We start from the raw sequence: 20,825 nt of genomic DNA, 5'->3' as shown, positions 1-20,825 counted from the left end.
GTCCCCCGTGGTGTTGGAAGTGGTTGTTGGTGGGATTGGAGAATCAGGCGTCGGCGCCGGACGGCGATGACCCGGCCAGGGCGTCACGCAGCGAGCGCTTGAGCACCTTGCCCGTGGCGTTGCGCGGGAGCTCGTCGGCGAGATGCAGCCGCCGCGGCACCTTGTAGCCCCCGAGGTGGTTGCGGACATGCGCCTGGACGGTCTCGAGGTCGACGTCGTGGCCCGGCTCGGGCACGACGACCGCCGTGACCACCTCGCCCCAGCGTTCGTCGGGCAGGCCGATCACCGCCACCTCGGCGACGCCGGGGTGCCCGGACAGGGCCTTTTCGACCTCGGCCGGGTACACGTTCTCTCCGCCGCTGATCACCATGTCCTTCACCCGGTCGGTGATGTACAGGTACCCCTCGGCGTCGAAGCGGCCGGCGTCGCCCGTGCGCAGCCAGCCGTCGTCATCGCGCAGGGCGGCGGTCTCCTCGGGTCGGTTCCAGTAGCCGGCCACCACGTTGCGGCCCTTGATCCAGATCTCCCCGTCGACGCCGGCTGCGGTGATCAGCGCGCCCTCGGCGGTGCGCAGCTCGACGGCGGTGAGCGGGTAGGGCATGCCGGCCGATCCCAGCTTGCGGGCGGCGTCGTCGGACTCGAGCAGGCTGACGACGGCGGTCGACTCGGTGAGGCCATACCCCTGGGTGACCTTGGCGCCGCGCTCGAGGTAGCGATGGAGCAGCGACTCCGGCACCGGAGCCCCGGCACACATCAGCAGGACGCCGGACAGATCGGCGTCGGTGAAGCGCGGCTCCGCCGCCATCATCTGCAGCATCGCGGGGACGCCGAAGCTGAACGTGATCGGCTGGCTCTCGAGGGCGTTGAACACGGCGGCCGGATCGAACTGGGGAAGGATGACCACCCGTCCGCCCGTGGCGAGGGCGCCGAGCACCAGGGCCATCGCGCCGACGTGGAAGATCGGGGCCATCGCCAGCATCCCCGCGTCGGCGCCGAGGGGGATGAGCAGCATCAGGTTGTGCACCGTCGCGGCGAGGTTGCCGTGCGTGATCATCACGCCCTTGGCGACTCCGGTGGTTCCCGACGTGTACATCAGCACGGCCACGTCATCGGGGTGTGTGTCGGCGATCGATCGGCCGGGTCCTCCCGAGTGCGTCTCGCCGGCGCGTCGCCAGCCGTCGGGCGCCGGCGCCGGGCCGAGGTGCAGCAGCTCGAGGCCGTCGATGTCGGGCCGGTCGCCGTCGACGAGCGCGGCCGCGGCGCTGTCGGCCACCACCACGACGGCACCGGCGTCTTCGAGCACGAAGCGCAGTTCCGCCGGCGACAGCCGGGTGTTGAGCGGCACGAAGATCGCTCCGAGCGAGAGCGTGGCCACCATGTACTCGACCACTTCGGTGCAGTTGGCGGCCCCGAAGGCGACGCGGTCGCCGCGGCGCACGCCGGTGGCCCGGAGCTCGGCCACCGTACGGGCGATGCGGTCGCCGAGCTGTCCGTAGGTCAGCTCGACGGCACCGGGGACGACGAGCGCCATGCGTTGCACCGACCGACGGGTGCGGTCGAGCAGCATCGCCGCGGCGTTGCACTCGTAGCTGGGCCCCGTCGTCATGGCGTCGATCTGTTGCTGCGTCATCACTAGTCGGCGGCCCGCCGGCCGCGACCCTCCCCCCGTCTCGATCGGATGGCGAGAAAAGTAAAGCGAGCACTCGCAAAAGTCAATTTGCGATGAGTTTCACTCCCGCGAAGCGTCAGCATCCCGTCGGCAGTCAGCCGGCGTGCACGACACGGCGCCCCATGAGGCGCCAGCAAGGAGCGATCGATGGCCTTTCACCCCTACCTCTTCTTCGGCGGCACGTGCGCCGACGCGTTCACCCGCTATCACGAGATCTTCGGCGGCGAGCTGCAGCTCATGCGCATGGGCGACGCGCCCGGCGCCCCCGACGACAAGGCCGACTGGATCATCCACGGCGCGCTCTCGTTCCCCAATGGCGGCACCGCCGACCTGCTGATGGCGTCGGACGACCCGATGTCGGAGACCGTGCGGCCCGTCCAGGGGATGATGGTCAGCTACGCGGCCACCGACGCCGACGACGCCCGGGCGAAGTTCGACGCCCTCGCCGAGGGCGGCACCGTGACCCAGGAGCTGATCGAGACGTTCTTCTCGCCGGCGTTCGGCATGTGCACCGATCGCTTCGGAATCGCCTGGATGGTGAGCGCCCCCGGCCCGGAGAACCCGACGCCGGCCTGACCGCTGTCGACGGGCTTCGGAGGCTCGATCGTGACGAACGCCGTCACGATCGAGCCCCGGATCCACCGTGATCGTCAGCTCGCCGGGCCGAGCCGCTCGCCCAGCGCCGTCTCGAAGTGACGGCCGACGAGGTTCGTGAGGTCGGGACCGCGGCGCAGCGAGTGTCCGCCGTCGACGTTGAGCAGCTGTCCGGTGATCCACGACGACTCCGGGCCGACCAGGAACGACACGGCGGCCGCGATGTCGTCGACGGTGCCGGTGCGCCCGAGCGGCATCTGGTCGAGGTAGTCGGTGCGCGTCGTCTCGTCGGTCACCAGCGGGTCGGACGCGCCGGTCGGCACCAGTCCCGGGCGCACGCCGTTGATCCGCACGCCGAACCGTCCGAGCTCGTCGGCCGCGTTGCGCACCAGCATGTCGAGCCCGGCCTTGCTGACGCTGTACGCGGCCATGTACCGGTGGGTCAGGGCCCCAGCGATGGACGAGATGGCGACCGCCGCACCCTTGCCGGCCACCAGGGCCGGTGCCGCCGCCCGCAACGTGTTGAACGTGCCCGTCACGTTGACGGCCAGTTCCTGTTCGAAGGCGGCGGGATCGACGAGCATCAGCGGTCCCACCGCGTAGGCCCCGCCGGCGTTGGCGACCACGGCGGCGAGCGTGCCGTCGGGCGCGGCCATCGACACGACGCGGGCCATGGCGTCGGGATCGGTGATGTCGGCGGCCACCGCCGTGGCCGTGTCGGGCAGGCTGGCCAGCGCGGTGTCGAGGCGCTCCTGGCTGCGCCCGCAGATCGTCACGCGCATGCCGTCGCGGGCGAGGCGCTGAGCGCAGGCGAGGCCGATGCCGGAACCGCCTCCCGTGACGAGCGCGGCCCGACCCGTCGTCGCGTCGGTGTCGGTGTCGGTGTCGGCGTCGGTGGTGGTGGTTGCGGTGGCGGCGGATTCGGTCATCGTGTCTCCTCGACTTGACGCATGCGATGTGCGGTCAGGTATATATATACGACCGTTCATTTTCGTGTCGACCCGGGGGAACGTGACTCGCACCTTCAATCTCGCCGACCTCTTCGAGATCACGGCCGATGCCGTTCCCGATCGTGTCGCCCTCGTCGCCGGGGACCGGCGGCTCACCTACGGCGAGTTGAACGAGCGCGCCACCCGGTTCTCCGGTCACCTGCGCAGCGCCGGGATCCGCCCCGGTGAGCACGTCGCCGTGCTGTCGTGGAACCGGGCCGAGTGGTTGGAGACCATGCTCGGCACGCTGGGCGCCCGGGCCGTGCCGATCAACGTCAACTATCGCTACACGTCCGACGAGGTCGTGGCACTGCTCGACGACAGCGACAGCGTCGCCCTCGTCGTCGAGGCCGACCTCCTCGCCGCCCTCGGCGGCGCCGCCCACGTGACCGGCTCCCTCCAGGCCCTGCGCCACGTCGTCGTCATCGACGGCGACGGGCCGCGCCGCGCCGACGACAGCCCGACGGTGGTGGGGTACGAGGAGGCCCTCGCCGGCGCCCTTCCGGGTGCCGAGCCCGCCGCGCGGTCGAGCGACGACCACTACATCCTCTACACCGGCGGCACCACCGGATCGCCGAAGGGCGTCGTCTGGCGCGCCGAGGACATCTTCTTCGCCGCGCTCGGCGGGGGCAATCCGGGCGGCGACCCGATCAGCACACCCGACGAGCTCGCCGTCCACATCGTGCGTGACCGTCGGCCCTGGCTCGTCACGTCGCCGATGATGCACGGCAACGGGCAGTGGAACAGCCTCGTGCCCCTCTTGATCGGCCGCGGCGTCGTGCTGTGGACCGGTCGCCGCTTCGACGCCGTCGCCGTCGCCGAGCTGGCCGAACGCGAACGGGCCCATCTGCTCGTCCTCGTCGGCGACGGCATGGCGATCCCGTTTCTCGACGCCCTCGCCGCACGCCCCACCGGCGAGCTGCTCCCCGACCTCCGGGCCATCGGCTCGGGCGGGGCCGTGCTCTCGCCCACCGCCAAGGCCCGGCTGGCCACCCTGCTCCCGCACGTCACGGTGATCGACGGATTCGGCGCGTCGGAGACCGGATCCAACGGACGGTTGGTCGGCGCGGGTGACGGCGGCCCGCCGCGGTTCGTCATGGGACCCGACACGGCGGTCCTCGACGACGATCTCCGGCCGGCCCCCGTCGGCGCGGTCGGGCGGCTCGCCCGTCGCGGGCACGTACCGCTCGGCTACTGGAACGACCCGGAGAAGACCGCGGCGACGTTCCCCACTGACGCCGCCGGGGTGCGGTGGGCGGTGCCCGGTGACTTCGCCCGACTCGAGGACGACGGCACGATCACGCTGCTCGGGCGGGGCTCGGCCTGCATCAACACTGGGGGCGAGAAGGTCCATCCCGAGGAGGTCGCCATCGCCGTGAAGTCGCACCCCGACGTGGCCGATGCCGTGGTCGTCGGCGCTCCCGACGAGCGGTTCGGACAGCGCGTCGTCGCCGTCGTCGTCCCCCGTGACGGCAGCGCCCCGGGAGTCGAGGACCTGCGCCGCCACCTTCGATCGTCGCTCGCCGGCTACAAGCTGCCACGGAGCGTCCTGTCGGTGGACCGCCTCCAATACACCGCCCAGGGCAAGCCCGACCTGCGCTGGGCCGCCGACCTCGCGGCCACCGCGCTCGCCCCGTCGGAGGTCGGACGATGACCGCCGAACCCGGCGCGATCGCCGCCGTGCACGAGCGGGCCCACCTCGATGCCGGCGCCGACCACGTCTGCATCCAACCGATGACACCGGAACACCCGTTGCGCGTCGACGACGACGCGCTCACCGCGATCCGCAAGGAGGTCGGCTGACCATGGCCCTCACCGATACACGCGTCGCCGAGCTCAAACGACTCGCCGAGTCGGAGCGCGAGCGCCGCGACTACCCCGACGGCTTTCCCGTGCTGCCGCCGCTCCCGGCCGCTCGGTACGTCGACCGCGACTTCGCCCGACTCGAACACGACGGCGTGTTCCGCCGGTCGTGGCTGATGGTCGCCCACGGCGACCAGCTGCGCCAGCCCGGGGACTTCCTCCTCGTCGAGCAGCTCCCCGAACCGGTGCTCCTCGTGCGCACCGCCGACGGCGCGATCAAGGCCCACTACAACACGTGCAAGCACCGGGGGGCCGAGCTCGTGGACGCTCCGTGCGGCAACGCCGGCCGGCGTCTCACCTGCCCGTACCACAGCTGGGTGTACGACCTCGACGGGCGGCTCGTCGGCTACCCCGACGCCGCCGATTTCAAGGCCCTCGACGACCGCGACGTCGACCTCACCGCGGTCCGCTGCGAGACGTGGGGGCCGCTCGTGTTCATCAACCTCGACCCCGATGCCGCGCCGCTCGCCGAGTCGCTCGAGCCGGTGTGGTCCGAGCTGGGCGAGATGGCCGGGCTCGACGGCACGCTCCACCTCGCCGGCGTCACGGTGCGGGAGGTGCCGGTGAACTGGAAGCTCCCGGTCGACGCCAACATCGAGACGTACCACGTGAACACCGTGCACCGGACGAGCGCGGCGAAGGTGCTCGATCAGGGTTCGACCGGCATCCAGTTGCTGCCCAACGGGCACTCGCGCATGCTGATCTCGGTCCGCGAGGGCGTGCCGCTGACGGGCAAGATGCCGTTCCCGCCGCTGTTCCACGAAGTGGGCGACCTCCCCGATTCCGGCACGTTCTCGTACCACCTCTTCCCGAACTTCAGCATCGTGTTCGTCGGCAAGGGATTCCTGTTCCTCGTCACCAACTGGCCGATCGACGAGTCGATGTCGCGCTACCAGGTGCACTGGTGCTCGTCGCTGTCGTCCCAGGACGACGACGGCCGCGCGGCCAACGAGATGTTCGTGCGCTTCAACCAGGAGGTGCTGTTCGAGGACCTCTCGGTGCTCCCCGGGCTCCATCGGTCGCTGCGTTCGGGCGGGATCACCGACGTCAACCTCTCGTACCAGGAGCGGCGGATCTACCACGTGCACGAGGCGATCGACCGGGCGATCGGCATCGAACTGGTGCCCGGCGAGCTGCGTGTCCCCTCGGTGCTCGGACCGTTCGTCGAGGGCGCGTCGTGAGCGCGCCGGGCCCGGTCGCCGCGGCCGACCCGGCGACAGAAGGGGTGACCGATCGCCCCGAGGTCGACCTGCTCGACCCCCACTTCCACGTGGGCGATCCCCATCCGGCGTACCGGTGGATGCGGGAGAACGAGCCCCTGTACCGCGACGTCAACGGCATCTGGTGCGCGACGACGATGGACCTCGTGCGCAGCGTCGAACGGCGCGCGGCCGAGTTCGTCAGCAGCCGCGGCTACCGGTCGGTGTGGTTCCCGCACGAGACGTCGATGATCGCCAAGGACGATCCCGGCCACCAGCAACAGCGCAGGGTGATCTCCGATCTCTTCACGTCCCGCGCCGTCTTTCGCCTCGAGGACGACGCGCGCCGGCTCGTTCGCGAGGCGCTCGCCACGACGGCGTCGTCCGACCACTTCGACGTCGTCGACACGATCGCCGCCCGCATCCCGGCCGAGATGACGTGCGTCCTGCTCGGTCTACCCCTCACGCACTGGCGTGACGTGCGGTCGTGGTCGGAGCGCCTGATGCGCGTTGACATGCTCCACCGCGACCCCGTGCAGATGTCCGACGCGTCACGGGCGATGCACGAGGTGGCGATGACGGTCGCCCCGCTCGTGGCCGAGCGCCGCGGCTGCCCCGCCGACGACCTCCTCGCCCGCTGGAGCAACGCCGCCGACGCCGGCTGCCCGATGTCGACGGCCGACATCAACTCCGAGCTCGGCCTCGTCATCCCCGGCGGCGCCGAGACGACACGCACGACGCTCGCCCGCTCGCTGATCATGTTCTCCGAACGCAACGATCTGTGGGAACAGCTCGCCGCCGAGCCGGCCGCCATCCCCGTCGCCGTCGAGGAGCTGCTGCGCTGGGTGACCCCGCTCAACAACATGTTCCGCACGGTGGCTACCGACTGCGAGCTGGCCGGACACCAGCTGCACGAAGGCGACCGGATCGCTCTCGTCTACCCGTCGGCGAACCGCGACGCCGCGGTGTTCGACGACCCCGACGCGATCGAGCTCACGCGGCGGCCCAACGCCCACGTGGCCTTCGGCTTCGGTCCCCACCTGTGTCTCGGCGCCCACGTCGCCCGCCTCGTGCTGCGCGTCGCGCTCGAGGAGATGACGGCCCGGTTCACCAACCTGCGTCCCGGCTCCGAGCCGGTCTACGAGGCCAACGTCTTCGTCAAGGCCGTCGAACGATTCGTCCTCGTCGCCGACCGTCGCTCCTGACAGCGTCGGCCACGACTCGGCCCGGCACGCGCTCAGCGGGCGGGATGGAGTGAGCTCGATCGCACGATCAGGTCCGTGCCGAGCACGATGCGGCGAGGCGGAGCGTCGCGGCCGCCACTGATCCGTTCGACGAGAAGGCCGGCGGCCTGCGTGCCCATCCGGTACGCCGGCTGCGACACGACGGAGATCGGTGGGTCGATGAACGGCGCCCACGGCGCGTCGTCGAAGCAGACCAATCCGATGTCGGTCCCGGGCCGGAGACCACGAGTCTGCAGCTCCTGCAGCACGCCGAGCGTGAGCGCGGCGTTGGCGACGAACAGGGAGTCCGGTGGCCGGTTGCGGTCGAGCAGGCCGGCGGTCGCCGTGCGCCCGCCCTCGATCGTGAACGGCCGATGCACGACGCGGCGGGTCTTGATGGACGCCGACTTGAGTGCGTCCTCATAGCCGAGGCGGCGTTGTACGGCGGTCTGCGCCGACTGCGGCCCGGTGATGCACGCCGGCCGCTCCCACCCCTGCTGCAGGAGATGCTCGGTGGCGGCCTGCGCGCCGCCTCTCGAGTCGGCCGTCACCGAGTCGACCGGCTCGTCGAGTCCGCGGTCGATCAGCACGACGGGGATGCCGGCGTCGATCAGGCGCTCGATGTGGGTGTGGTCGCTGTGCGGCGAGATGATCACCCCGGCGGCCTGCTCGGCGACGGCGAGGTCGACGTACCGGGCCTCTTTGTGATCGTCCTCGTCGGCGTTGCAGAGCACGACGGCGTACCCGTGCTTCAGGGCCGTGTCCTCCACACCGCGAGCGACCGACGTGAAGAAGGCGATCTCGATGTCGGAGATGATCAGCAACCACAGCTTCGTGCTCTGTCGCCGGAGGTTGCGGGCGACGAAGTTGGGCCGGTAGCCGAGCTTGGCCGCGGCGGCCCGGACCCGCTCGGCGAGGGCGGGGTCGACACGCTCGTTGTTGTTGAGAGCGCGCGACACGGTGGCGACCGACGTCCCGGCCTCTCGCGCCACGTCGACCAGCTTGACCATCAGGACGGGTCCCGCTGTGCGGTCGGGGCAGGTGAGGGCATCGGGTCTATCTCAGCGGATCCATGGGGGCGCCGTCGACTGCCAGGTCGTCGAGAACGGGGAGGGCGGGGCGGGCGGCGACCGGTCGATCGAGGTAGAAGAGCGCCGTCGACGCGATGTCGTCGTGCAGCGGTTGGTAGCGGTGGCCCGACTTCCATCCGAGGGCCTGGATGTCCACCCGCAGATCCTGGCGGAAATGGATCGGGTCGAGCACGTGCCAGCGGTACATGCCGAAGCGCTGCTGACTGCGGTACAAGCCGTCGGGGGCGAGCACCTGGTGCAGCCCGAGGAAGGGGGTGGTGAACGCGGTGTAGCCGTTGCCGGGGACGTCGAAGTTCCAGGCGCCGCCGAAGTAGTCCTCGGTGCCCGTGCCGCAGATCGTCGGGAACTCCTCGTCGCCGTCCATGTAGAACTTGATCTCGCCCTCGCCCCACCAGCCGGGCCGGTTCACGCCCCAGGCGAGGTACGTCCCGGCATACGTGCCGCGGCCCTCGACGCCCTCGACGATGACGTGCGTCGTTCCGGCGGTCAGCGGGTTGCTACGGCGGAACTGCGCGTGCAGGTAGCCGGTGTCCTCCGCGTCACCGGCGGCGCCGCCCTGCTCGAACGTGATCTGGTAGTACACGGTCACCGTGTCGGGGGCGAGGTTCTCCAACGTGAGACGGGCGCCGGTGCGGAACGGCATCACCCAGTAGGAGTTGAACCCGCCGTGCGGGTTGGCGGCGATCGGCACCGACGAGAGCTGGGCGAACTCGCACCAACCCTGTCCGAAGAAGTCGCCGACGGGGACCTCGATCGCCGGCTCGTCGCTGCCGTCCCAATAGGCACGCAGGACGAGGCGCCGCCAGTTGGAACGGTGGGTCGTGAGCCAGAGGTGGGTGATGACGCCGGGACCGTCGATCGCCGCCAGGTCGAACGTCTCGCCGGCGCCGACGTCGACGCTCGGCGACACCTTCCAACCGCGCCCGAGATCGACGGCGCACGCGGCGCCGGTCCCCTCGGTCGCCCGGGCGCCGCCGCCCTTGGAGCCGTCGAAGTTCTCGGGGCTGATCGACCTGGTGTCGACGTCCTGCAGGCGGGCGAGATCTCGCATCATGACGGTGTTCCTCCCTGGTTCGAGACGGGGTCGGCGGGGTCGGCGGCGGGGTCGGTGCCGACGAGGGCGACGTCTCCGCAGAGGTTGACGACGAGCCCGAGGGCGTCGAACAGCGCAGCCTTGACCGTCGCCGCGGCGTCGGCGGTGGCGGCGTCGGGAGCGTAGGCGACCTGCACGTGGTTGGCCTTGTGCTTCGCCATCAGCTGATCGCGGTCGACCCCGTGTAGCACGGCGTGCATGATCGGCCACTCCGGCGTGGTGAGCTCGAGGCGGCGCTGCGTCTCGCTCTCGGGGAGGTCGGCGACGTGACCGCGGCCGAGGTCGACGTGGAGCCGGCCGCCCTCGAGGTAGACACGCGACCAGACGATCTCGCCCGGCTTCGAGCAGCCGCTCAACGTGCCCCCACCGAGGGGGAAGTACATCGCCGGTTGCCGCTTGCTGTACGAGCGGTCGTAGCCGCCGTTGTGCGAGGCCGGCACCGACCCGGAGATGAGGAACGTCCAGACGAACTCGCCGCCGTACTCCTCGCCCCAGCGGATGTCGTGCAGCGTCGTGGCCGGGTCGAGGCCCATGGCGTTCCAGATGCGGTTGGTCACGAGGGCGTCGACGGCGACGCCCTCGTCGACCTCGTTGAAGTGGGGCAGCGGTTCGCCGGCATAGAGCTCTCGCGACCCGTCACGCGACAGCACCGGTGGCCGCTCGCGGTTGTTGAGCAGTCCTTCGGCGAGATCGCTCGCCGGCACGACGTCCTTGAGGCCCTGCTGGTACTGGATCCCCACGGCATCCAGCCCGAAGTCGTCGACGATCCGCAGGGCGGCGATGTACATGCGGAACTGGCTCGTCACCTGGGCCTCGGTCAGCTCCGTGGCCTCGTCGGTGCCGAAGTGGAACGTGAACCCGGCGTCGTCCAACCAGGCTCGGACGCCGGCGGCCTCGTCGTCGCGCACCCGGTTCATCTCGGCGACGAGGGCGCTCTGCGAGAGGCGCTCCTTGTAGATCCCGATCGGGTTGAGCAGTTCGTCGTCGAAGATCGCGTTGTACATGCCCATGCAGCCCTCGTCGAACACGCCGATGATCGCCTTGTCGCGGCGCAGCTGCTCGGCGAGGGCGCGGCCCAGCCGGACCTCCTCGACCGCTCCGTCGAGCGTCGGGAGGGGATGAACGTGGCCGAGGTCGTGCTCGAGGCGGCCGGTCTCCAGCCACGTGCGCAACCCCTCGCGCGCCCAGTCGTCGGTGAAGTCGACACTCCACAGCGCCGCGTGCTCGACGCCGGCCTTGGTGAGGCTGGCGGTCAGGCCGAGGAGGCCGACGAGACCCGGGAACGTGCCGTTCCAGTTGGCGACGACCATGATCGGTCCCCGGTGCGTGCGGAGTCCGGAGAGCACGTGGTGGCTGTACTGCCAGACGCCCTCGACGACGAGTAGCGGCGCGTCGGGTGGGATCGTCCGGAAGACATCGATGCCGTGACGCTGGCTGGAGATGAACCCGTGCCCGGCCTCCTCGTCGTAGGGATGCCCCCGCACGACCGTCCAACCGAACGACTCGACGGCGGCACGGACGTCGCGCTCCAGCTCCTCCTGCACGGGCCAGCACTTGACGTTGGCGGAGGGGCGGAGGTCGCCGCTGGCGACGACGAACACCGTGCCGGGTGCGGCGGTCGGTTCGGTGACCGGTTCGGGGAAGGTGTAGCTCGTCATGGTTCGTGCTTTCTGTCGGTGAGGTGCCCGGTGTCGGCCAGGGCATGGACGATCGGCGCGGTCGAGTCGTAGAGCCGGCGGTAGAGCTCGTAGTGGCGGTCGTAGATCGCCGCCGTTCGGGGATCGGGCTCGACGCCGTTGACCGGCGGGTTCCAGCGATCGATGTCGATGGCGCCGTCCCCGGACACGAGCCGGGCGGCGAGGAACGCCGACCCGAAGCTGGCGCCGATGCTGTGCCGGCGTCGCTCCTGGCGGACGCCGGTCACGTCGGAGACGATCTGCGTCCAGAGGTCACCCTGGGACCCTCCGCCGACGGCGACGATGCGCCGGATGGGTGCGCCGGCCGCGGTGAATGCTTCGAGATGGTGGCGGACACCGAATGCCGTGGCCTCGAGCGCCGCGCGGTACAGATCGCCGCGCGTGTGGTCGAGCGTGAGGCCGGCGACGACGCCGCGTGCGGCGGGATCCTCGAACGGCGTGCGCTCACCGGCGAAGTAGGGGAGCATGACGAGGCCGGCGGCGCCGGGGGGTGACGCCGCGGCCTCAGCGGTCAGGGTGGAGTAGTCGCTGCCGGTCAGGTCGCGCAGCCAGCTCGTGATGGCGCCCGACGCCGCCATCCCGCCGGCCAGGTTGCGGGTCCCCTCGAACACGCCGACCGTGCTCCACAGCGGCGGGGCCGGCACCGGCTCGTCGACGGTGCACACGAGGAACATCGTCGTGCCGTACATCAGCATGAGGTCGCCCACGCGGTGGGCGCCGACGCTCACGGCCTCGGCCCACGCGTCGACGGTGCCGACGGTGACCGGGACGCCGACGGGGATGCCCGTTGCGGCGGAGGCGTCCGTGGTCACCGTGCCTGCCGCGGCATCGGCCCATGCGAGGCGCGGCGGCGCGATCGCTCCGGCGATGTCGTCCCACCACGGTCGGTACCAGGAGTGGGTGGTGGTGTCGTACAGCGGTGTCGACTGGCTCGCCGAGTGGTGGTCGAGCAGGTACTCGCCCGTCAGGTGCCAGGCGAGGTACGAGCTGGGCATGAAGAGGCGCGTGGCGCGCCGCATGACGTCGGGTTCGTGGTCGCTCAGCCACTCCAGCTTGGGCCCGACCGCCTGGCTGGTCAGCGCCGAGCCGCCGCGAGCGACGATCGCCGTCTGTCCGTACCGCTCGTCGAGCCGGCGGATCTGCTCGGTCGCCCGCATGTCGACGCCGTAGAGGATCGCCGGCCGCAGCGGCTGCCCATCGTCACCGGTGACGAGGGTGCACGGCCCCATGCCGCTCACGCCGACCGCCACCACCTCGACCTGCGGCCTCACGCTGAGCAGCTCGCGGGTGATCGACACGAATTCGTCCCACCACACGGAGCCGTCCATCTCCACGTGGCCGGCGGCCGGGCGCGACACGTCGTGGGCGCGCGTGGCGTTGGCGAGCAGCGTGCCGTCGAGCGCGACGAGGACGCCCTTGGTGCTCGACGTCCCCACGTCGACGCCGACGACCGCAGCGCTCACGATGCTCCCCCTGTGAAATCGATATCTCATCTCTAACACCGAGTTCGGTGGAACGTCAACCAGAACCGCCGAATCAGCGCAGGTCACGACCGGCTCCTGCGTCATTTCGGTCCCTCGGACGCCTTCGAGAAGAGCCTCTCGACAGATCGACGAGCGATGTGTACGATGTTCTGTGTAATCGATTGCTCAGTTCGAGCCGGCACCGGGTCGGCGCCTGGGCAACGACACAGGGGGACGACGTGGAGTCAGTCGAGAACACCACCGCGGGATCGCCGGACGCCGGGATGTCGCGCCGGCGCCTGCTGCAGCTGATGGGCACGGCAGCCGTCGCCGTCCCGGCGCTCGGGAGCCTCGGCGCGAACGCCGCGGCTGCGCCGAGCGCCCCGCGCCGGCGAGCTGCCAGCGGCGAAACGGTCGAGCTGAACCTCGCCTACCTCGGCGACGCCAACCAGCAGGCGACGTGGGAGGCGCTCTTCGCCGAGTTCAACAAGGCCAATCCCGACATCAAGATCAAGGCGACCGGGCTCGCCGCGGGCAACTGGGGCAACTACGTCAGCACGGTGGCGACGCAGATCGCCGGCGGTGCCAAGTACGACATCGTCTACGTCGCCACCGAGGGCCAGCGCCTGTTCACGTCGAAGAACCTCCTACTGCCGCTCGACGACTACATCGCCGCCGACCAGGAGGCGATCGACGACTACTACGCCGACGTCCCGGCCAACCTGCTCGAGTGGACGCAGAAGTACGGCTCGCCCGACGGCCAGACCTACTTCATCCCTGGCGGGTACAACACGGTCGTGATGTACTGCAACGTCGAGGTCTTCGAAGCGGCCGGGGCCACCCTGCCCGAGAAGGACTGGACGTGGGACGAGTTCTACGAGGCGGGCGTGAAGATCAAGGAGAACGGCGGCTACATCTACCCGCTCGGCTCCGACTTCCCGTTCGTGCAGACGATGCCGTGGCTGCTCACCAACGGGGCGAGCACGATGGACGCCGACTGGGCGACGGCCACGTACAACTCGCCCGAGGCGGTGGAGGCGGCCGAGTTCGTCAAGAAGTGCATCGACGACGGACTGTCACCCGTGCCCGGCGGTGAGTTCGACGGACTCGCCCAGCTCTCCGACGGCAAGCTCGGCGCCATCGCCGGCGGTCGCTGGGTGACCGGCGACATCCGCCGTCTCGAGTTGGTCGACAAGATCCGCATCGTCAACTGGCCGACCAAGACGGGCAACGGCTCCCCGATCGGCTGGGACGGCTGGCCGATCATGAAGTCGTCCGATCATCCCGACGAGGCCTGGCAGTTCCTCAAGTGGCTCACCACCACCGAGGCGTCCGTCTACTACGCCGAGCAGGGCGGCACCAACATCCCCGCCCGCACGTCGGTGGCGACGAGCGAGTCCTTCCTCGCCGACGCCCCCGCCGGGTCCGAGCTGCTCCCCGCGGCGGTCGAGTACGCCACGCCCATCCCGTCGCCCGACAACCTGCCCGAGGTCGAGGCCGCCGTCAACGACGGCTGGACCGCGGCGATCACCGGCAACCAGGACGCGCAGGAGGCGCTCGACGCCGCCAACGAGGCCATCCAAGCGGTGCTTTGAACGTGACGGCGTCCCGGATCGGCACGCGGCGTGCTGTCGAGGCGGGCGCGTTGCGGCCGCGCCCGCCGCGGGCCAACTACTCGGGTTACCTGTTCATCGCCCCGTCGGTGCTGTTGTTCTGCACGTTCATCGTCGGCCCCTTCGTCTACGCGATCATCCTCAGCTTCTACTCGTGGGACCTGCTCACGCCGCGCACGTTCGCCGGTCTCGACAACTTCCGCGAGATGTGGCACGACCCGCTGCTGCGCAAGGCGCTGCGCAACACGTTCGTCTTCGGCTTCGCCTCGGTCGTCACCCACATCGTCGGCGGCCTGCTGCTGGCGATCGGGGTCAACAGCCTCAAGAACCGCTACCTGTCGTACTTCGTCCGCACGTCGCTGTTCTTCCCGTTCGTGATCTCGTGGGCGGCCGTCGCCCTGCTGTGGCGCTACGTCCTCAGCCCGTCGTTCGGCATCGCCTCGTATTACGCCGGCAAGGTCGGCGTCACGCTGCCGAACTGGTTCAGCGACCCCTCGTGGTCGATGCCGGCCATCATCGGCATCGACTGGTGGCACACGATCGGGTTCACGTTCGTGATCATGCTCGCCGGCCTGCAGACGGTCCCCCAGGAGCTCGTGGAGGCGGCGAAGACCGACGGGGCCGGCTCGTTGCGAGTCTTCTGGAGCGTCACGTTGCCGATGATGTCGCCGACGATCTTCTTCACGTCGGTCATCACGTTCCTCGGCGCGTTCCAGATCTTCGACCCGATGCAGATCATCACGCCGGGCGGTGGACCGAACAAGTCGACGCTGACGATCGTGATGTACCTCTACCAGCGCGGCTTCCAACGCTTCACCATCGGCTACGCCGCGGCGGTGTCACTGCTGATGTTCGTCATCATGATGGCCGTCACGCTCCTCCAGTTCTGGGGCAGCAAGAAGTGGGTGCACTCTCAATGAGGCGTTCCCCGGCCACGCAGGCCGGCGCGCCGGCTCCCTCCGCTAGCGCTCCGGTCGCCTATCCGCTCGAACCTCGGGACGCTCGCTGGCGCTCGCTGAAATCCGGACGGCGCACGTGACCGCGATCGAGTCGCGAGTGCCACGGTGGATCATCGGGACGGTGCTGTTCGTCGTCGGCGCCCTGATGCTCGCGCCGCTGATCTGGATGATCGCCGAGAGCTTCACCGAGGACGGCAAGGCGCTGCGCCTCCCGCCGAACTGGATCCCCAATCCGTTCACCACGGAGAACTACCGGAACATCTCCGGGCTGATCCCCTTCGGCCGGATGGCCCTCAACAGCCTCATCGTCGCCGTGATCGCCACCAGCGGGTCGATGCTCGTCAGCGTCCTCGCCGCCTACGGGTTCTCCCGGCTGCGCTTCCCCGGCCGGGACGTCATCTTCCTGGCGATGCTCGGAGCGATGATGATCCCGGGCCAGATGACGCTCGTGCCGGTGTTCGTGCTGCTTCGCAACCTGCACCTCATCGACCGCCTGCCGGCCCTCTGGCTGCCGGCACTCATCAACGTGTTCGCCATCTTCTTCTTCCGTCAGTACTTCAACACGATCCCGCGCGAGCTCGACGAGGCGGCGCGCATCGACGGCGCCGGCGACGTGTGGATCCTGTTCCGGGTGATCCTCCCGCTGTCGGGACCGGCGATCGCGGCGATGTCGATCCTGTCGTTCGAGGCGTCGTGGAACAGCTACCTCGGCCCACTGATCTTCATCTCCAGCGAGGAGAACATGACGCTGCCCCTCGGTCTGACCGCCCTGGACATGGGCCAGGGCGGGTCGTCGGTCATCGTGTTCGCCGCGATTACGGCCGTCGTCGTTCCCGTGCTCGTCGTCTTCCTCGTGTTCCAGCGCGCCTTCGTGGCGAGCATCGCCTCCGTCGGGATCCGCGGCTGATGCTCGCGGTCGCGCCCGACCCCCGCCGCTTCGTCGAGCGGGAGATCATCGCGGCGACGTTCCGCAACGCGTGGCCGAGCCTGCCGGCGCTGACGATCGCCAGCGCCGCGGTCTGCCTCGCTGCGGTCGTTCCGATCGTCGTCGTCCCCGGGATCAACCCGCTCGCCGCGCTCCTGGCGGCCGTGTGCATCGCACCGTTCGGCGCCGCGCTCGTCGCCGTCGTCCAACAGATGGCCGCCGGCGACCATGGAACGCTCACCACGTGGGGACGATCGCTGCGCCGGCACTGGCGGTTCGCGATCGGGCACGCCCTCGTCGCCGCGGTGCCGCTCGCTGCCTTCCTCGCCGCCCTCCACGTCCTCGACCGGACGGGTGCTCCGTGGGTCTGGCCGTCGGTGGCCCTCAGCGGTGCGGTCGCCGTGCTCACCGCGCTCGGGCTCACGGCGGTCATCCCGCTCGGCCTCGCCGACCCGTGCCTCGCGTCTCGTGGTCCGACGCTCTGGCTCGCCGCCTTGGCCCTCGTCGCCGCCCGGCCCGTCCGCTTCAGCGCCGTGGTCGCCGCCGCCGGCTTCGTCGTCTGGCTCGGCACGGCGGTCAGCGCCTCGCTGCTGCTGTTCGTCCCGGCACCGGCGGCGATCGTCGCCGTGACCGCCACGTGGACCGCCGCCGCAGCCACCGATCCCATCGCCGACGCCTCCGCATCGACCGATCCCTCAGGAGAATCGTGATCCGTACCGTGTTGCTCCCCGCCGTCGTCCTCCTCGTCCTGTGCGTCACCACGATGACGAGCGCGGCTGCCGCCACGACGCCCGACGAGGGGACGGGCGAGGTGTCGGCCGGCCCGTTCACGAACATCTACGACCCGAGCGTCGGCGAGGCCGGGCCGTGGTACATCAACGACCACACCATCGTGCAGGGCCCCGACGGGACGTGGCACATGTTCGGCATCACCCACGCCGAGCCCGCTGATGCCCTCGACGAGAAGCACCTCGCCCACGCCACCGCGCCCACGCTCGCCGGTCCCTGGACGAAGCGGCCGTTCGCCCTCGACGCCGACCCGTGGTACGGCGAGACCCACCTGTGGGCGCCGCACGTGATCCTCGTCGACGGCCTCTACTACATGTTCTATTGCGGCGGCGGTCCCGACAACTCGCAGTACGCGATCAACGTCGCCACGTCACCCGACCTCGAGACGTGGACGCGCCGGCCCGACGGTCCACTGTTCCGCGACGGCTACGACGCCCGCGACCCTTTCGTCGTCCGCGTCGGTGAGCAGTGGGTGATGTACTACACGGCGACGAGCGAACCCGCCGGCGGCAACCACACCGTGATGTACCGAACGAGCGACGACCTCGAGACGTGGAGCGAACGGCGCACGGCGTTCACCGACCCCGAGCTGGGCACGTGGGGCGGCGGCACCGAGTCGCCCTTCCTCGTCGAGCGCGACGGCATGTGGTACCTGTTCATCGGCCCGCGCGGCGGCTATCGGGGGACCGACGTGTTCCGCAGCGCCGATCCGTTCGATTTCGAGCAGGCCGAGCTCGTCGGCCACATCGACTCCCATGCCGCCGAGGTGGTGCGCGACGGCGACGACTGGTACGTCACCTCCGCCGGCTGGGGCGAGGGCGGCCTCCACCTCGCGCCCCTCAACCTCCCCTGACCGTCTCCGGCGGCTCGTGATCTCACCGTGACTGATGCTCCTATCGTTGTCAAGCGGCGATTGCGGGGATCTTGGTGTTGAGCCAGGTTTGGTAGCGGGTGGCGAGGTCGAGGTCATGTTGGAGGCCGCGCTCGAGCTGGGAGATGCGGGTGGGCCAGGTGCCGAGCTGCTCGGCGACGACGGCGAGCGAGATCCCGGCGGTGTTGCGGGCGGTGCGTAGGTCAGCGCCGTTGGGCACGGCGGGCGGGTTCGTGAGGAGGCGGAACATCTCGCGGGCGACGGCTCGTTTGAGGCAGCGGATGATCTCGCGGATGCTCAGGCCCTCGGCGGTGCGACGCTCGACGTAGGCCTTGGTGCGTTCGTCGTGTTGGAGGCGGACCATGATGATGCGCCACAGGGCGTTGTTGGCGCGGCGGTCACCGCCGCGGTTGAGGCGGTGACGGATCGTCTTGCCCGATGACGCTTCGATCGGAGAGACGCCGCAGAGCGCGGCGAAGCTGGCTTCGGTCTGCATCCGTTGCGGGTTGTCGCCGGCGGTGACCAGCAACGCGGCGGCGACTTCGTGGCCGACGCCGCGTGCGGCGACGAGGGCCGGGTTCGCTCGCGCGGTGAGCATCTTGAGAGCGCCGTCGAGCTCGGTGATCTCGACGTCGAGGGCTTGCCACCGTCGGGCGAGGTGACGCAGGGCGTGACGAAGCCCTTCGGTCGGGTCGGTGTAGTCGCCGGGTCGGAACCGTGCGCACGCAGCGACCCGGTTCACGGTGTTGAGGCCTTTGAGCTGGGCTCGCAGATCGTCGGGGGCGGTCACGATGAGATCGCGGATCTGGTTGCCGGCCTGGGTCCGGGCCTTCACCGCGGAGCGACGAGCGACCTGCAACGACCGAATCGTCTCCACGATCCCGTCGCCGGTCTTGGGTGTTGCGGTGGCATCGCCGCTCAACGCGGCCCGCGCGGCGGCGATCGCGTCGACGGTGTCAGACTTGCCGCGGCGCCGACGGGCTTGCCGGTCGGGACGGTTGACTTCAACCACGGCCACGCCGTGACGAGCGAGGTGGCGGGCCAGGCCTGCCCCGTACGAGCCGGTGCCTTCGACACCGACTTGGACCACTCGGCCGTGTCGGCACAGCCACGACAACAACTGCCGATACCCGGCCGTGGTCGCTGGGAACGACCCAGTCGCGAGCACTCGGCCGACCGGGTCGAGCACAGCAGCGACGTGGACATCGCCGTGCGTGTCGACACCGCCGGTGACAACGAGGCGTTGATGATGCATGCTGGTGGAGCCTTCCCTTCAAGAAGCTGGGGATGTTGGCACCACCGGCCGGGACGGCGGACAGCACACTCAGGACGCCGCTGCGAGGCTCCTATCAGGTCACGTCCGCCCGACCGGTCGGTGCGCGTGCTTGACGAAGACACCCGACCGACAGATCAGAGTCAAGGCAGCAAGCGCCGGTGACACGGTGGGTCAGATCGGAGGCATCGCCAAGCACGCGAGTCATTATGAGTGTGACACCCCTGGTTCACACTGGGGACCATGGCCGAGATCGCCCGATACACTCGCCGGGTCATATTCACCCTGCCCCATCATCCCGGTGGGGCCCCGGGGAGCCCGTCACTCGTGCCGGTCCCGGGTCCGGAGGGAGGTTCCAGCGCACCATGCGTGCATACGAGTTGATGGTCATCATCGACGGCGACGTCGACGACCCCAAGGCCCAATCGTTCGTGAAGGTCGTCACCGACGGCATCACGGCCGCCGGTGGCACGATCCACGGCAAGCCCGATTGGTGGGGGAAGCGTCAGTTCGCCTACCCGATCAACCGCAAGGAGACGGGGTACTACCTCGTCGTCGAGGCCGTGGCACCTGCCGGATCACTTGGCGAGCTCGAGCGTTCGCTCCGCCTCGCGGACGAGGTCGTCCGCCACAAGCTGATCAAGCTGCCCGTCTCCGAGGCCACGCGTCGCGGCATGTCGGGCGTCGCCGCCTGACTTCGGTCACCCGCCGAAGTCCACACCGCTTCACAGCAGGGAGCACACCATGGCAGACAACACCGTCACCCTCGTGGGCAACGTCACCCGCGATCCCGAACTTCGCTACACCACCGGCGGCCGCGGCGTCGCCAGCTTCGGTCTCGCCGTCAACCGGCGCTACCAGTCGAACGGTGAGTGGCAGGAGCAGACGTCCTTCTTCGACATCGTCGCCTGGGGCACCCTCGGCGAGAACGCCGCCGGCTCCCTCAACAAGGGCACCCGCGTCGTCGTCGTCGGTCGCCTCGAGCAGCGCTCGTGGGATACCCAAGAGGGCGAGAAGCGTTCGAAGATCGAGGTCGTCGCCGACGAGATCGGCCCCAGCCTGCGTTGGGCGAAGGCCGAGGTCGAGAAGATCGCCCGCACCGGTGGTGCCGGTGATGGTGGTGCTCCTCATCCCGCCGACTCGGCATCGAGTGGCATGAACCGTCCGGCTCCGTCACAGAGCTACGACGAAGAACCGTTCTGACACGACTGAACAAGTCACCCAACGAACTCACGAGAGACTGATGGCCAGCAAGAAGAATCGGGCACGCGCCGCCAAGGACGCGGCTCCCCGCAAGTACAAGAAGAAGACGAGCGCGCTCGTCATCGAGAAGGTCGAGTACGTCGACTACAAGGACGTCGACCTGCTGTCGCGCTTCATGAGCGACCGCGCCAAGATCCGCAACCGCCGCGTGTCGGGCAACGACGTGCAGCAGCAGCGCGAGGTGGCCCACGCCATCAAGGTGGCGCGCGAGATGGCGTTGCTTCCCTACGCCAAGCGGGTCGCCAACCAGC

The 20,825-nt window shown here is 69.8% G+C and carries 19 protein-coding genes and 1 pseudogene; 13 read left to right on the top strand and 7 right to left on the bottom strand.

Annotated elements, in window-relative coordinates:
• Window positions 1-43: 43 nt before the first annotated feature.
• A complete protein-coding gene (locus DN771_RS22145; RefSeq protein WP_116999743.1) occupies window positions 44-1,630 on the bottom strand; it encodes an AMP-binding protein in 1,587 nt (528 codons plus the stop codon).
• 186 nt (window positions 1,631-1,816) lie between these two features.
• Here DN771_RS22145 and DN771_RS22140 point away from each other — a divergent pair, with 186 nt between their 5' ends.
• Window positions 1,817-2,245: a VOC family protein gene (locus DN771_RS22140; protein ID WP_116999742.1), complete on the top strand. Its 429-nt coding sequence runs from the start codon at window positions 1,817-1,819 to the stop codon at window positions 2,243-2,245.
• A 74-nt stretch (window positions 2,246-2,319) separates the two neighbouring features.
• Here DN771_RS22140 and DN771_RS22135 read toward each other — a convergent pair whose 3' ends face one another.
• Window positions 2,320-3,192, bottom strand: coding sequence for an SDR family NAD(P)-dependent oxidoreductase (locus DN771_RS22135; RefSeq protein WP_116999741.1), 873 nt, complete (start codon window positions 3,190-3,192; stop codon window positions 2,320-2,322).
• Between the two features lie 82 nt (window positions 3,193-3,274).
• On the opposite strand from DN771_RS22135, the gene DN771_RS22130 reads away from it, so the two are divergent.
• The 4 genes from DN771_RS22130 to DN771_RS22120 are packed head-to-tail and all read left to right on the top strand — an operon-like array spanning window position 3,275 to window position 7,519.
• Window positions 3,275-4,906, top strand: coding sequence for an acyl-CoA synthetase (locus DN771_RS22130; protein WP_116999740.1), 1,632 nt, complete (start codon window positions 3,275-3,277; stop codon window positions 4,904-4,906).
• Window positions 4,903-5,055, top strand: a complete 153-nt coding sequence (locus tag DN771_RS29745; RefSeq protein WP_162942266.1) for a hypothetical protein — start codon at window positions 4,903-4,905, stop codon at window positions 5,053-5,055. The genes DN771_RS22130 and DN771_RS29745 overlap by 4 nt, the downstream gene beginning before the upstream one ends.
• Window positions 5,056-5,057: 2 nt before the next feature.
• Complete coding sequence (locus DN771_RS22125; RefSeq protein ID WP_116999739.1) at window positions 5,058-6,296, top strand: aromatic ring-hydroxylating oxygenase subunit alpha; 1,239 nt, start codon at window positions 5,058-5,060, stop codon at window positions 6,294-6,296.
• The gene (locus tag DN771_RS22120) at window positions 6,293-7,519 is read left to right on the top strand and encodes a cytochrome P450 (RefSeq protein ID WP_116999738.1); all 1,227 of its coding nucleotides are present in this window, start codon (window positions 6,293-6,295) and stop codon (window positions 7,517-7,519) included. Before DN771_RS22125 ends, DN771_RS22120 begins: the two co-directional genes overlap by 4 nt.
• A 32-nt stretch (window positions 7,520-7,551) precedes the next feature.
• Here DN771_RS22120 and DN771_RS22115 read toward each other — a convergent pair whose 3' ends face one another.
• From DN771_RS22115 to DN771_RS22100, 4 genes are read right to left on the bottom strand one after another with little or no spacing between them, the layout of a single operon-like run.
• Window positions 7,552-8,547: a LacI family DNA-binding transcriptional regulator gene (locus tag DN771_RS22115; RefSeq protein ID WP_116999737.1), complete on the bottom strand. Its 996-nt coding sequence runs from the start codon at window positions 8,545-8,547 to the stop codon at window positions 7,552-7,554.
• Window positions 8,548-8,593: 46 nt separating this feature from the next.
• A complete protein-coding gene (locus DN771_RS22110) occupies window positions 8,594-9,682 on the bottom strand; it encodes a glycoside hydrolase family 172 protein (RefSeq protein ID WP_116999736.1) in 1,089 nt (362 codons plus the stop codon).
• Entirely contained in the window at window positions 9,679-11,379 is a 1,701-nt protein-coding gene (locus tag DN771_RS22105) for a hypothetical protein (protein WP_205528720.1), read from the bottom strand. The genes DN771_RS22110 and DN771_RS22105 overlap by 4 nt, the downstream gene beginning before the upstream one ends.
• The gene (locus tag DN771_RS22100; RefSeq protein WP_116999735.1) at window positions 11,376-12,911 is read right to left on the bottom strand and encodes an FGGY-family carbohydrate kinase; all 1,536 of its coding nucleotides are present in this window, start codon (window positions 12,909-12,911) and stop codon (window positions 11,376-11,378) included. The genes DN771_RS22105 and DN771_RS22100 overlap by 4 nt, the downstream gene beginning before the upstream one ends.
• 209 nt (window positions 12,912-13,120) lie before the next feature.
• Here DN771_RS22100 and DN771_RS22095 point away from each other — a divergent pair, with 209 nt between their 5' ends.
• From DN771_RS22095 to DN771_RS22075, 5 genes are all read left to right on the top strand, one after another.
• On the top strand, window positions 13,121-14,476 hold the full coding sequence (locus tag DN771_RS22095; protein ID WP_205528718.1) for an ABC transporter substrate-binding protein: 1,356 nt from the start codon (window positions 13,121-13,123) through the stop codon (window positions 14,474-14,476).
• 2 nt (window positions 14,477-14,478) lie between these two features.
• Entirely contained in the window at window positions 14,479-15,414 is a 936-nt protein-coding gene (locus DN771_RS22090; protein ID WP_205528717.1) for a carbohydrate ABC transporter permease, read from the top strand.
• 115 nt (window positions 15,415-15,529) lie between these two features.
• Window positions 15,530-16,360: a carbohydrate ABC transporter permease gene (locus tag DN771_RS22085; protein ID WP_205528716.1), complete on the top strand. Its 831-nt coding sequence runs from the start codon at window positions 15,530-15,532 to the stop codon at window positions 16,358-16,360.
• Window positions 16,360-17,088 carry a hypothetical protein gene (locus tag DN771_RS22080; RefSeq protein WP_193615399.1) on the top strand — a complete coding sequence of 243 codons (729 nt, stop codon included), beginning with the start codon at window positions 16,360-16,362 and terminating at the stop codon, window positions 17,086-17,088. The genes DN771_RS22085 and DN771_RS22080 overlap by 1 nt, the downstream gene beginning before the upstream one ends.
• Complete coding sequence (locus tag DN771_RS22075; RefSeq protein ID WP_205528715.1) at window positions 17,085-18,020, top strand: family 43 glycosylhydrolase; 936 nt, start codon at window positions 17,085-17,087, stop codon at window positions 18,018-18,020. Before DN771_RS22080 ends, DN771_RS22075 begins: the two co-directional genes overlap by 4 nt.
• Window positions 18,021-18,069: 49 nt before the next feature.
• Here DN771_RS22075 and DN771_RS22070 read toward each other — a convergent pair whose 3' ends face one another.
• Window positions 18,070-19,293: an IS110 family RNA-guided transposase gene (locus DN771_RS22070; protein WP_116999733.1), complete on the bottom strand. Its 1,224-nt coding sequence runs from the start codon at window positions 19,291-19,293 to the stop codon at window positions 18,070-18,072.
• A gap of 383 nt (window positions 19,294-19,676) precedes the next feature.
• Here DN771_RS22070 and rpsF point away from each other — a divergent pair, with 383 nt between their 5' ends.
• The 3 genes and pseudogenes from rpsF to rpsR all read left to right on the top strand — a co-directional run.
• Window positions 19,677-20,006 carry a 30S ribosomal protein S6 gene (rpsF, locus tag DN771_RS22065; protein ID WP_116999732.1) on the top strand — a complete coding sequence of 110 codons (330 nt, stop codon included), beginning with the start codon at window positions 19,677-19,679 and terminating at the stop codon, window positions 20,004-20,006.
• A 49-nt stretch (window positions 20,007-20,055) separates the two neighbouring features.
• Window positions 20,056-20,514: a single-stranded DNA-binding protein gene (locus DN771_RS22060; RefSeq protein ID WP_116999731.1), complete on the top strand. Its 459-nt coding sequence runs from the start codon at window positions 20,056-20,058 to the stop codon at window positions 20,512-20,514.
• A gap of 40 nt (window positions 20,515-20,554) precedes the next feature.
• Window positions 20,555-20,803, top strand: a pseudogene (gene rpsR / locus DN771_RS30555) (30S ribosomal protein S18); the annotation flags it as partial.
• Window positions 20,804-20,825: the final 22 nt, after the last annotated feature.

Source organism: Desertimonas flava (genome assembly GCF_003426815.1).
GTDB classification, from domain to species: Bacteria; Actinomycetota; Acidimicrobiia; order Acidimicrobiales; family Ilumatobacteraceae; genus Desertimonas; species Desertimonas flava.
Note: the sequence above shows the minus strand (reverse complement) of the source record. Positions and strands in the feature narration are given on the sequence as shown.